The organism is Prevotella sp. FD3004 (genome assembly GCF_000746155.1).
GTDB lineage: Bacteria > Bacteroidota > Bacteroidia > Bacteroidales > Bacteroidaceae > Prevotella.
In genome coordinates, this window is the sequence record NZ_JQKR01000011.1 from 180,584 (window position 1) to 194,357 (window position 13,774).

Here is a 13,774-nt window from a genome sequence, read left to right on the forward strand (position 1 = left end):
CGACAATGAAAAAGAATAAATTATATATCGCATTGCTGGGTGTGATGTCGCTGATGACTGTCAGTTGTGAGAGTGAACTCGACATTGAGAAACACGGCAACATGGGTAGTATGGATACATACTACACTACCGACGAGAATATCAATACCGCAACAGCATCTATGTATCTCGAGATGCGTAGCAACTATTACAACTGGTTCTTCGTCAAGAACCTGCTTTCCGACGATATCTGGTGTGGCGGTGGTCAGCGTGGTGACAATGGTGAGATGGAAAAACTCAATGAGTATCGTTTCGACTCTAACCATGGTATGATAGAGAGCCTCTATTCTGGGCTCTATGGCATTATCTACAAGGCCAACCTGATTATCGATAAGACTGAAGGTGAGACTGCTGTGATGAAGCGTGCCATCAACGAGGCGAAGGTGTTCCGTGCTTTCGGACATTTCGAACTCGTTACCCTCTGGGGCACGGCTCCAAAGGTTGATCATCTGTTGGCTGCCAGCGAATATCGTCAGGCTAACGGCACTGCTGCTGACACATGGGCTTTCGTTGAGCAGGATCTCACAGAGGCTATTAACAGTGGAACGCTGCCCTCAAAAAGCGGTGTAAACGATCAGGAGACGGGTATCCGTGTAACCAAAGAGTTCGCTCAGGCGCTGTTGGGTAAGGCCTATCTCTTCCAGGGTAAGTACAGCGAGGCCGCTGCTATGTTCGAAAATGTGATTGGCTCAAACAAGTATGCCCTCTATCAGGGTGAGTACGACGCCCAGTTCCATGCAGCTGCTAACAATAACTGCGAATCGCTCTTCGAACTCCAGAAGCGTTACGATCCAGAGCAGATGTGGAACCAGTTCGACATGCTTTACCTCATGCAGGGTTGGCGCACCAGTGTGCTCACTTATGGTGGTGAGGCTATGATGAAACTGGCTCTTGGTACCTACGGATTTTCTAACCCCCGCAAGTCGCTCTATGATGCTTTCGTTGCCTGGGAGGGTGCTGATGGTTATCGCCTCAGCAAGTCGATCATGACCTACGATCAGCTCAAGGCTTTCGGTGTTGACGTACAGCCGGGTGCCAGCGTTTATGGCAGTGAGGGATACTTCTTCTGGAAGAACCAGTCGCTTAAAGAAGACTGTGTTGTCGATCAGATGTTCTTCCAAGGCGTTCAGTTCATCGATCTGAAGGTGATGCGCTATGCAGAGGTTCTGCTGATGGCTGCTGAGGCACAGTTGCAGGCAGGCAATGCCACCAAGGCTCTTGAGTATGTCAACCAGATTCGTATACGTGCCAAGGAGACTCCTCTGGCCAGTGTAATCCTCGAAGATATCAAGACAGAAAAGCGTTTGGAACTCTGTAACGAAAGTGTGCGCTATCAGGACCTTGTACGCTGGGGTGATGCCAAGACTGCTATGGGAAATCAGGGTAAGGACGTGCCTGCCTTCACTGCATCTGGCGTTCAGTGGAACTGGCATAACGACAAGTATGGCTTCCAGGATAAGAACATGCTTCTGCCTATTCCTTTGAAGGAACTTGAGCTCAATCCAAACATGCAGCCCAACGCGGGTTGGTAATTATTAACATAGAATGGTGCAGGGATATCGGAAAAATTTCTTATCTTTGCACCATTCAATAACTAAATAAGATTAGTAATATGAGAAAACTTTTTGTAATCGCTGCTTTCTGCTTTATCGGAATGGCAGCAAAGGCTCAGCAGAACCTCAGCTGGGGACAGGGCCCACAGGTGGCATCCCCCGTGGTTAATGCAGACAACTCCGTTAGCTTTAACCTGATAGCCCCCGAGGCCCAGAAGGTACAGATTACAGGCGACTTCCTGCCTGCTAAGAAGGTTGAATTCGGTGGCAATACCTATGAGACTCCAGGTGTGGTAGACCTCGTGAAGAATGATAAGGGCGTGTGGAGTTTTACTTCTGCCCCCCTGGCTCCAGAACTCTACACCTATAATATGATTGTAGATGGCGTAAAGATTATCGATCCGCTGAATGTTTACAATATCCGCGACATCAACAACCTGTTCAGCGTGCTGCTCATCGGTGGTGATGCCCGTTCCGATCTTTACAAGGTCAATAAGGTGGCTCACGGCACTGTCAGCAAGGTTTGGTATGAGAGTCCTACCGCCGGTCTTACACGTCGTTGTACAGTCTACACCCCTGCTGGCTATGAGACCAGCGGTAAGGAGTATCCCGTGCTCTACCTGCTTCACGGTATCGGTGGCGATGAGAATGCCTGGAGTGAGCTAGGCCGTGCCACTCAGATTCTCGACAACCTCATCGCCCAGGGCAAGGCTGAGCCCATGCTCGTGGTGATGACCAATGGTAATATCTCGCAGGAGGCTTGCCCAGGTGAGACCTCTGAAGGCTTCCGTGTACCTACCATGATGCTTCCCAAGACCATGGAAGGTAGCTTTGAGACCGCCTTCCCTGATGTGGTTAATTTCATTGAGAAGACCTATCGCGTGAAAAAGGACAAAGCCCATCGTGCCATCGCGGGTCTGTCGATGGGTGGCTTTCATAGCCTCTTCGTCTCTATCAACAATCCCGATATGTTCGGTTACGTAGGCTTGTTCTCTGCAGCTGTCGATCAGAATCAGCCCGATCCTAACGGCCATGCTGAGATATACGCAGACCGTGACAAGAAGATCGATGCTCTCTTCGCCAAGAAGCCCAACCTCTTCTGGATTGGTATTGGTAAGACTGACTTCCTGATCAAGAACAACAACGACCTGCGTGCTTATCTCGACTCTAAGGGGCACAAGTATACCTATCTCGAGACAGAGGGAGGTCACATCTGGCGCAACTGGCGTATCTATCTCTCAGAGTTCACTCCGTTACTTTTTAAATAATTAATTAATAAGGAGACAAGTAGACAGGGAGTACAGGGAGTTCAAGGAGTTCTTGGACAAGCAAAGCGGCTAAGCCGAGTGCAGGACAATAGCTCTGCCACTTCCCACAGTTCATCAAGTAATGTCTTGGACTCCCTGTACTCCTTGTCTCCCTGTCTCCTAAAATTTTTTATCTATGAACAAATCTATTCTGTTTTTTGCAGTTGCAGCCCTGGCAGTGGGTTGTACCACTGCTGACAAGGTGGCTCCTAAGTACACTATCAACCAGGAAGAGGTGATGGCAAAGATGTCACTTGAAGATAAAGCCCACTTCGTCATTGGTACTGGTATGGCAGGCTTTAGCGGCAATGATGCTGTGATTGGTGCCACCCGCAGTCTCGTACCTGGTGCTGCAGGTACTACTTATCCTCTCGACTCTTTGGGTATTCCCGCTGTTGTATTGGCCGATGGCCCTGCTGGTCTTCGTATCGACCCAACCCGTGAAGGCGATTCTGCCACCTACTATTGTACGCATTTCCCCATCGGAACCCTGTTGGCTTCTACTTGGAACACTCAGCTGGTAGAGGAAGTAGGTCAGGCCATCGGTGAGGAGGTGAAGGAATATGGTGCCGATGTACTTCTGGCTCCTGCTCTCAATATCATGCGCAACCCTCTCTGTGGGCGTAACTTCGAGTATTACAGTGAGGATCCTGTTGTGGCAGGTAAGACAGCAGCTGCCTATATCACTGGTGTGCAGAAGAACGATGTCGGTACCAGCATCAAGCATTTCGCTGCCAACAATCAGGAGACCAACCGCATGAACAACGATGCGCACATTTCCCAGCGTGCCCTCCGCGAGATCTACCTCAAAGGCTTCGAGATAGCTATCAAGGAGAGTAAGCCTTGGACAGTGATGACCTCATATAATTACATTAACGGAGTCTACACCTCAGAGAGCAAGGATCTAGTCGAGACAATCCTCCGCGATGAGTGGGGCTACGAGGGTACCGTGATGACCGATTGGTTTGGTGGTAAGGACGGTGCCAAGCAGATGTGGGCAGGTAACGATATGTTGCAGCCTGGTAAGAAAGAGCAGTTCGACAGTATTGTGGCTGGTGTGAAGAGTGGCAAACTGGCTGAGGCTGATCTTGACCTCAGTGTCCAGCGCACGCTGAATCTTGTGGAGAAGAGTCCGCGCTTCCAGGGCTACCAGTACTCTAACAAGCCCGACCTCAAGGCTCATGCTCAGGTAACTCGTCAGAGTGCTGCCGAGGGAATGGTGCTGATGAAGAATAATCAGGCTCTGCCCTTTGCCAAGAGTGTGAAGAACGTAGCCCTCTATGGTAACACCTCTTACGACTTCATCGCTGGTGGCACAGGTTCTGGTAATGTAAACCACGCTTATGTCGTTTCTCTGCTCGATGGTCTGAAGAATGGTGGCTATACTGTTTCTGAGGAACTGAAGACTGCCTACGCTACCTATGCTGCAGAGCAGAAGGCTAAGGTTGAGGCCGAGATTGAGGCGGCTGCTAAGAAGGATCCCAAGAATGCTATGCTGCTCCGCTTCATGCCACGTCCGCTACCTGCCGAGAAGCTGTTCTCTGCTAATGAACTGGCCAAGCAGGCTGAGGCTTCCGATATCGCTGTGATCACTCTGGGTCGTATCTCTGGTGAGTTCATGGACCGTAAGGCTGCCGACTTCAATCTGAGCAGCTCGGAGCGCCAGCTGATTACCCAAGTGTGTGATGTCTATCACAAGGCAGGCAAGCAGGTGGTAGTACTGCTCAACATCGGTGGCGTCATTGAGACTGCTTCATGGAACACTCTTCCTGATGCCATTCTCTGTGCATGGCAGGCTGGTCAGGAAGGTGGTAACAGTGTGGTTGACGTGCTCAGCGGTCGTCAGTCGCCCTCTGGTAAGTTCACCATGACTTGGCCCGTGAAGTTCTCCGACGCTTATAGCTCAAAGAACTTCCCCATTGATCAGGATCCCCGCATCGATATGACTAACCAGGGCTCAAAGAGTGCCAACGTGAAGAATGTCGATTATACCGACTACGAAGAAGACATCTACGTGGGTTATCGCTACTTCGACTCTTTCGATGTTCCTGTGAGCTATCCTTTCGGCTTTGGTCTGAGCTACACGACCTTCTCTTACACAGGTGCCAGCTGTCAGGTAAACGGCGATGATATTGTCGTCAAAGTGAAGATTACCAACACGGGCAGTCATGAAGGCAAGGAGGTTGTTGAGCTTTACGCTACTGCCCCCGACAGCAAAGCCGCCAATAAGCCTGTCAAGGAGCTGAAAGCCTATGTCAAGACCAAGGACTTGAAGCCTGGTGAGAGCGAGATGGTGACAATGAAGGTCAAGGCTGCCGATCTTGCTTCTTTCGATGCAGAGGCTTCTGCCTGGGTTGTTGCCGAAGGAGAATACCAGTTCCATGTCGCTGCTTCATCGCAAGACATCAAGGCCACGCTCCCTGCAACCATTAAAGGCCAGCAGACCAAGGTTCACAACGTCTTGAAGCCCCAGGCCCCGATGAACCTCCTGAAACGCTAAGTCAACGTTTATACGTCTTTATAATAGCAGCCTCCGCTCATGTTGAGTGGGGGCTGTTTTTCTTTTTTCAATATAAAGCATCTGTTGATTAGCTCTCTTTAGCGTTTCTATGTTGTATCATGTATTGATGAGGTAGCTTGCGGTGTTGTCATATCATAGCGCTTTGGCTGGCATGGAACGGCCCGCTTATTGACAGAGACTATCTCTTTGAATGCAAAATAGACTAAATTGCCGACCAATTTAGTCTATTTTACTCTGCAATTTAGTCTAAATTGTTCGGCAAAATAATCTATATTACATCTGATAGGATTATCTTTGTCATAGTGAAGGTTTATTTCTGTCGGCCATAACAATTATTCTTGCCACCCTTTGATGGCGTGTTAACCGGATATGCGGTATTGGGCGACGTATTGCTCTATATATTCAATAGAATCGTTAAAAACAGACGCCGGACGGAGCGCATTTGAACGAATTGAAACAGATTTGAACAAATACGAAAGAAATGAGACGCTTTTGAACAGGGCAGAAAAACAAAAGAACACATGAGAATGCGTTTTTTTTGTTTTTTATCTACTTTTGCATCGCCGATCGAAAAAGATTTCGTACATTTGCAGTCGTCTGCGATAGCTGGAATAAAAGCGCGTCGACAATCATATAATAACAAAAACGATAAAAACAACAAATGAAGAATTCGATTCTAAAGATTAATTTGGTAGTTGTGGCTGTAGTCGCTCTGAGCGGCTACAGCCTTCGTCTGTCTGCCCAACAGCTAAGAGCGGATAACATTGACGAAGTACTGAGCACCATGACGCTTGAAGAGAAGTGTCATCTGGTGCTTGGTTGTGGCATGCATTTCAACGACGAGGCGAAGTTCCCTGGTACGGCTGGTAGCACCTTCAGCATTGCCCGTCTGGGTATTCCCGAAACCTATTGTGCCGATTCCCAGCAGGGACTGCGCATGCAGGATCACCGCAACTGGGATCATCGCGACTATTATCCCACCGACTTCGTTGCCTCGATGACACTTGCTTCGACATGGGATCGTGAGGCCGCCTTCAAAGTGGGACAGGGCATCGGCAACGAGGTGCGTGAGTTCGGACTCGACTGGATTCTCTCTCCCTCGATGAACCTGATTCGCAATGCCCTCTGTGGTCGTAACCACGAGTATTACTCAGAGGATCCCTATCTCTCAGGTACCATTGCCGCCGGATATGTGCGTGGCGTGCAGAGCGAGGGAACGGCAGCTTGTCCGAAGCATTTCATTGCCAACAACCAGGAGACGAACCGTAATAGCAACATCTCGCAGATGTCGCAGCGCGCCCTTCGTGAAATCTATCTGAAAGCCTTCGAGATTGCTGTGAAGGAGGGTGAACCCTGGACCATCATGACATCATATAATAAGCTGAACGGCCCTTACACCTTGCAGAATCGCGACCTCTTGACAACCATCGTTCGCGACGAGTGGGGTTGGAAGGGTATGTATGTGAGCGACTGGAATGCGGGCGACAATGCTGTGGCCGCCATGCAGGCAGGCAACGATATGCTGCAGCCGGGTAACGACAAGCAGTATCAGGCCATTCTGGAGGCTGCTAAGAGCGGTGAACTCTCGATGGACGTGCTCAACGCCAACGTGAAGCGTATTCTTGAGTATATCGTGAAGACACATAACTTCAAGGGCTATCAGTATAGTAATGAACCCGACCTGAAGGCTCATGCCCAGGTGGTGCGTGAGGTGGGTGCCGATGGTATCGTGCTGCTCAGCAACAATGGCATTCTGCCTCTTACAGGCAAACGCGTGGCTCTCTTCGGATGCACAAGTTATGACTGGATATCGGGCGGCTCTGGCTTCGGCGGTACTACAGTAGGTCACTACACAGTGTCGCTTGTCGAAGGTCTGCGCAGTGCCGGCTATGAGGTGTACAAGCCCCTTATCAGTACCTATCTGAAACACATCGCCGATGAGGAGAAACGCCTGTTCCCCAATGGCCGTCCCGCTTTCTCGCTGATGCCCCCAGCCCGTGCTGAGGAAAAGAGCTTTACTGCCGAGGAAATGGCTGCTGCCATCGATGGCTCTGATGTGGCCATCATCTCGTTGGGTCGTAAGAGTGGAGAGGCTGCCGACCGTAATGCTACCGATTTCTATCTGAAGGAAGGTGAGAAGGCGCTCATCAAGCAGGTGAGCGAGGCTTATCACGCCAAAGGCAAGAAGGTGGTTGTATTGCTCGACATCTGCAGTCCTATCGACGTGGCTTCATGGCAGAGTCAGATTGACGCCTTGGTGTGTACCTGGCAGGGCGGACAGGAGAGCGGCTTCAGTGTGGCCGACGTGCTCAGCGGTAAGGTGAACCCCAGCGGCAAGCTGCCCATGACCTTCCAGATTAACTATGGTGACGCTTATGCAGATAAGAACTTCCCTGGCGAGGTAGATGATAAGACGCTGGGTGCCATGTTCATGTGGGGCTACAACAAGGACCAGGCTCAGAAGGAGCGTAAGCCTCAGGCTAATATCGACTTCACCAACTACGAAGAGGATATCTATGTGGGCTATCGCTATTTCGACTCGTTTGGTAAGCCTGTGGCATATCCCTTCGGCTACGGTCTCTCTTATACCACCTTTGGTTACAGCGATGCTGCTGTGAAGGTTGAGGGCGACACCTATACCGTATCGGTAAAGGTGACGAACAAAGGCGACCGTGCGGGACGCAACGTGGTTGAGCTCTTCGTGGCAGCCCCCAACAGCAAGAAGCTGAACAAGCCCGCCAAGGAGCTGCGCAACTATGCCAAGACCCGTCTGTTGCAGCCAGGCGAGAGCGAGGTGGTGACCATGCAGTTGAAGACCCAGGATATGGCCTCGTTCAACGAGAAGGCTTCAGCCTGGAAGACCGATGCCGGACGTTATGACTTCCTGATCTGCTCATCGGCCAGCGACGTAGAGGCCAAGGTGTCGGCCAACGTGAAGGCATGGACTCAGAAGGTACACAACGTGCTGCAACCCAATGTGAAACTGAACTTATTAAAACGATAATGAAACATCTCTTTTCAATAATAACGCTGGCATTCTGCGCTGTGCCTATGATGGCACAGTGGCAGACGCAGGCAACACCTAACGATACACTACAACCTGTTCGCAACCTGGGTAATGGTAATGTGGCTTTCAGTATCTATGCCCCTAATGCCAAGCAGGTAGGCTTCGGCGGCGATGCCATGCCTTGGGGCAAACCCTTGCAGTTCACTAAGGCCGATAATGGTGTGTGGACCGCTGTAGTAAGCGATTTGAAGGATGGCGTTTATCGCTATAATTTTACCATCGATGGGGTGAAGGTACAGGATCCTAAAGGCGCACTTTCAGCTGAGACATCAGCTTTGGCAAATATCGGCGATGGCAAGCAGTTCTATGATATGCGTGCCGACATCCCTCATGGTGCCATTGCGCAGCGCTATTATTATAGTAAGGTATTAAAGGGCTTGCGCCGTTTGCATGTATGGACACCTGCCGGCTATGAAAAAAACGCCGACAAGCTGCCTGTGCTCTATCTGATACATGGCGGTGGCGACAACGATGCTTCGTGGCCTGGTGTGGGCTGTGCAGGAAACATCCTCGACAACCTGATGGCCGAAGGCAAGATGAAACCTATGGTGGTTGTGATGCCTAATGGTTCAATCCCTGTTAAGAACATGATGGACGAGGTGCCTTTGTTCGAGCAGGACCTTGTAGGTAGCATCATTCCTTATATCGAAGATAACTATCGTGTAGTTGCAGATAAGGCCCACCGTGCGATGGCCGGTCTGTCGATGGGTGGTATGGAAACGATGGAGACGATTCTTAACGATAACGATAAGTTTGCATACTTCTGGGTGTTGAGCGCTGGTTGGTTCCCTGCCCAGAAGGAGCAGTTCGAGGGCTATCGCCAGCGTCTTAACAAAGCTGCCGATGGTATTAAGAAGAATGTGCGCCAGCTTGTATTTACACAGGGCGATCCTGAGGATATCGCCTATCAGAATGGTTTGGCTACGCTTAAACTTTTCGATGCTGCCAACGTTAAATACGAGTACTACACCGCTCCTGGCGGTCATACATGGTACACTTGGCGCAATAATTTACATCAATTGGCACAACGTATTTTTAAATAGCATTGTAACAATCGTATGAACAAAAAAATCATGACTCTAGCGCTGGCAGCTATGTGCTGCGTTGGCGCTCAGGCACAGGAGAAACTCTTCAACAGTGCCAGTGTACAATCACCCATCGTTAACGCCGATGGAACAGTTACGTTCAATCTCTTTGCTCCTAAAGCCGTAAAGGTTGAGGTAACGGGCGACTTCTTGCCCACTCAGGCTATTGAGGTGCCTGGCTATGGCACTTATGATGCTCCTGGCGTGGCAGAACTGAAGGAGGGAAAGAACGGTGTGTGGAGCTATACCACCGATAAGCTGGCTCCTGAGATGTACAGCTATACCTTCAATATCGACGGTATGTCTGGCGTGAAGGACCCTGCCAATATCTATGTGAACCGCGACATCGTCTCGTTTACCAACATCTTCATCGTAAGCGACCAGAAGGGCGACAAGGGCGATCTGTATAAGGTGAACGAGGTGCCCCACGGCAACCTGAGCAAGGTTTGGTATAACAGTCCTACGCTGAAGATGCAGCGCCGAATGACTATCTATACCCCTGCCGGCTACGATAAGGGTGGTAAGTACCCCGTTCTCTATCTGTTGCATGGTGCTGGTGGTGATGAGAATGCCTGGAGCGAACTCGGACGTGCCGCACAGATTCTCGATAACCTGATTGCTACAGGAAAGGCCAAGCCCATGATTGTGGTAATGCCTAATGGTAATCCTAACTGTCAGGCTGCTCCTGGCGAGTGGTCATGGGGTATGTACACACCAGGTTTCCGCGACGGAGGCACAGGTCCTACAGCTCCTGCCGCAGCTTCTATCCCTGAGAGCTTTATGGATATCGTAAACTATGTGGATGCCAACTATCGCACCCTGAAGGATCGTTCTCATCGTGCTATCTGCGGTTTGTCGATGGGTGGTGGACATACCTTCCATGTAAGTCTGCTCTATCCTAATAAGTTCGATTACTTCGGTCTTTTCTCAGCTGGCCTGCACTTGGAGAATGGTACATATGAGGCTTCGTTTGCCAAGCAGATTGAGAACAGTCCTACTTTTGCTCAGCAGAGTGCAAAGCTCTTCGGTAGCAAGCCCAAGCTCTATTGGATGGGTATGGGTAAGACCGACTTCCTCTACCAGAGCACAGTCGACCTGCGCAACTATTGGGACAGCAAAGGCTATAAGTATGAGTATGTAGAGACCGACGGCGGACATATCTGGCGTAACTGGCGTATCTACCTGACGATGTTCGCTCAGAAGATATTCAAGTAGAAGCGTCTTCCCCGCTAAAGTAAAAACCTCGCTCCTTTGAGCGGGGTTTTCTTTTAAATGATAAGTTTTTTGCCAAAATCTTTGTCTGTTTGATAGATTTATTGTACTTTTGCCGCCGCAAGGACCTAAATTTCAACATAAACAATGACAAAATGAAACAGAAAACTTGCGGATTGAGCGTTCGGATAAGCCGTATCGCTCAGCGTAGGACACTCGCCATGATGTTGGCAGTGTTCAGCAGTGTTGCCGCTATGGGGCAACAGAAGAAAGATGGCGAAGTGAATTGGATGGACGACCTCACCAGTCGTATCACACTGAATGGTTATGCTCAGGGAGGCTGGTCATACCAGGATCCTAATGGCAAGAAAACCAATGCCTACAACCTTAAACGTACGCTACTATGGGCAAAGGCACGTATCACCGACCGCTGGTCGTTCCTGTTTATGCACGACTTCTCGAGTGTTGTTCAGGAGTTCTATACCGATTACAGAGTTTCAAAAGGCAATGAGATGACTGTCCGTCTGGGACAGTTCAAGCACTCTTACTCGATGGAGAACCCGCTCTCGCCCACACAGTTGGAACTGATTGATGTCTATTCACAAGCCGTGCTCTATCTGGCTGGTGAAGGCCCCGATCCGCTGAACGGCGTGAACTACGGTCGTGATATGGGACTTGAGGTGTATGGTGATCTGGCTAAGGGAGCGGTACACTACGAACTGGCCCTGATGAGCGGTCAGGGTATCAATCGTAAGGACCAGAACAATCAGAAAGACTTTATTGCCAAACTCGAACTGCGTCCCATGCCAGGACTCCGTTTCGTGACATCGGGCTATCTGGGTACAGGCTGTGCTGTAGGTAATGCTGCCTGGAATCCTGATATACAGGTAGGCGATAACTATAAGCGCAATCGTTACAGCGTAGGCGTAGAGTATAAGACTCAGGCCTACACAGGAAGTAAATACAAGGAGGCCCGTCCTGCTTCTATCCGTGCAGAGTGGCTCGGTGGTCAGGATGGCGAGGTTGGCTCGCGTGGTGGTTATGCTACCGTCTGTATTCCTGTAGTCGACGCACTTGATGTCGTAGCCAGCGGTGAGACCTTCGACCGTAATACTAAGGTGGACGGATGGGAACAGACCAATCTGACACTCGGTCTGCAGTACTGGTTCTACAAGAAGTGCCGTATGCAGTTACAGTACACCCGCTGCCTCTGTGGTGAGAATATCAGTTCAAAGGACTATAACTGGCTTCAGGCCCAGGTCCAAGTCGCATTCTAAATAGAAACTAAGAAACTATGATTATAAAGATTACTCTGACCATCATCTTCCTGGCCGTGATGATTGGTGTGGGGTTGTATACCCGTAAGCAGGCCAGCAGTGTTGACGGATTTGTGTTAGGCGGGCGTGCCGTTGGTCCTTGGCTCACGGCCTTCGCCTTTGGTACTTCTTATTTCTCGGCAGTAGTCTTTGTCGGCTATGCCGGACAGTTTGGCTGGAAATACGGATTGTCGAGTGCGTGGATAGGTATTGGTAATGCCATTATCGGCTCGCTTCTGGCATGGATCATCTTAGGCCGACGAACCAAACTGATGACCCAGCATATCGAGAGCCGTACGATGCCCGACTTCTTTGGTACCCGCTTCAGCGATCAGGGCTTGCGTGTTGTCGCATCCGTTATTGCCTTCGTGTTCCTGATTCCCTACACAGCTGGTGTATATAGCGGTATCTCACGCCTCTTCGAGATGGGATTCGGTATTCCCTACGAGTATTGTGTGGTGATTATGGCTGTTCTGACGGCTGTCTATGTGATTCTGGGTGGTTATAAGGCCACAGCCATGAACGACTTCATACAGGGCATCATTATGCTCTTCGGTATTGTTGCTGTTATCGTAGCCGTTCTCAATGCTCAGGGCGGTCTCTTGGCCGCTGTGGATAAACTGGCTTTGATTCCCTCGGATGCCGATCCTGCTGTAAACGGCGGATTCGCTTCGTGGTTCGGTCCTGATCCGTGGGGACTGCTCGGCGTGGTCATCCTGACTTCGCTTGGTACGATGGGCTTGCCACAGATGGTGGGTAAGTTCTATTCTATTACGGATGAAGCCGCCATCAAGCGTGGTACAGTCATCTCAACGGTCTTTGCCTTTATCGTGGCTGGCGGCTGTTATTTCCTCGGAGGTTTCGGACGTCTCTATGAACCCGTTATCGGAGCGAATGGCAAGATAGCCTTCGACTCGATTGTCCCTGCCATGCTTATCACTTTGCCTGACATATTGATTGCCCTTGTGGTCTTGCTGGTTTTGTCGGCCTCTATGTCTACGCTGGCTTCTCTGGTGCTCACCTCATCGTCAACGATGACCCTCGACCTGATATATCGCGACAAGAAATCGTTGCCTGGTGAGGTAGAGGATGGTAGTATCGACGATATCGTGGCAGAGAAGATAGAGCGTCGTAAGGTGATTGTGATGCGTGTGCTCATCATGTTCTTCATTGCCATCTCATTATTGATAGCCTTGAATCCGCCAACGTTTATCGCTCAGCTGATGGGTATCTCATGGGGCGCTCTTGCCGGTGCTTTCCTGGCTCCCTTTATGTTGGGCCTTTATTGGCGTGGCGTTACTCCGAAGAGCGTATGGGCCTGCTTCGTCTGGGGTGTAGGTCTGACGGTTGTCAATATGCTCATCGGCAATCCTATCAACCCCATTAACTGTGGTGCTATCGCCATGGTTGGCGGTTTCCCTGTAGTATGGATTGTCAGTCTGATGACGAAGAAGCTTCCCCAACAGACTATTGCCAGCATCTTTGAGTGCTATAAGTAAGAGTACTTGAGTGTTTTCTCATAGAAAAATAAAAAAGCAAGAGTGTCATCACGACAGTCTTGCTTTTACCTTTTCTAACTAACTTATTATCAACTATTCATTACTCATTCATTTTTGCTGGTGCAAAGGTACGACGAAAATTCTCAAAATGCAAGTGTTTTAAACTAAAATTACA

Annotated in this window: 8 protein-coding genes; all 8 read left to right on the top strand. The window is 49.9% G+C overall.

From position 1 onward, the window contains the following. Nucleotides 1-5 precede the first annotated feature (5 nt). The 8 genes from T325_RS03120 (at nt 6) to T325_RS03155 (ending at nt 13,599) form a co-directional block, all read left to right on the top strand. Nucleotides 6-1,571, top strand: coding sequence for a RagB/SusD family nutrient uptake outer membrane protein (locus tag T325_RS03120; protein WP_036910329.1), 1,566 nt, complete (start codon nt 6-8; stop codon nt 1,569-1,571). Nucleotides 1,572-1,651: 80 nt separating this feature from the next. Continuing rightward, nucleotides 1,652-2,860, top strand: a complete 1,209-nt coding sequence (locus T325_RS03125) for an esterase (protein ID WP_231622181.1) — start codon at nt 1,652-1,654, stop codon at nt 2,858-2,860. 175 nt (nt 2,861-3,035) lie between these two features. Continuing rightward, nucleotides 3,036-5,399 carry a beta-glucosidase family protein gene (locus T325_RS03130; RefSeq protein WP_036910331.1) on the top strand — a complete coding sequence of 788 codons (2,364 nt, stop codon included), beginning with the start codon at nt 3,036-3,038 and terminating at the stop codon, nt 5,397-5,399. Nucleotides 5,400-6,081: 682 nt separating this feature from the next. Continuing rightward, nucleotides 6,082-8,424 (top strand): beta-glucosidase, encoded by a 2,343-nt coding sequence (locus tag T325_RS03135; protein WP_081911023.1) that lies wholly within the window; start codon nt 6,082-6,084, stop codon nt 8,422-8,424. Continuing rightward, nucleotides 8,424-9,530: an alpha/beta hydrolase gene (locus tag T325_RS03140; RefSeq protein WP_036910333.1), complete on the top strand. Its 1,107-nt coding sequence runs from the start codon at nt 8,424-8,426 to the stop codon at nt 9,528-9,530. Before T325_RS03135 ends, T325_RS03140 begins: the two co-directional genes overlap by 1 nt. A 15-nt stretch (nt 9,531-9,545) precedes the next feature. Continuing rightward, the gene (locus T325_RS03145) at nt 9,546-10,787 is read left to right on the top strand and encodes an esterase (protein WP_036910335.1); all 1,242 of its coding nucleotides are present in this window, start codon (nt 9,546-9,548) and stop codon (nt 10,785-10,787) included. A 152-nt stretch (nt 10,788-10,939) separates the two neighbouring features. Then, nucleotides 10,940-12,061 carry a porin gene (locus T325_RS03150; RefSeq protein ID WP_143058345.1) on the top strand — a complete coding sequence of 374 codons (1,122 nt, stop codon included), beginning with the start codon at nt 10,940-10,942 and terminating at the stop codon, nt 12,059-12,061. A 17-nt stretch (nt 12,062-12,078) separates the two neighbouring features. Beyond that, on the top strand, nt 12,079-13,599 hold the full coding sequence (locus T325_RS03155) for a sodium:solute symporter family transporter (protein WP_036910339.1): 1,521 nt from the start codon (nt 12,079-12,081) through the stop codon (nt 13,597-13,599). Nucleotides 13,600-13,774 lie beyond the last annotated feature (175 nt).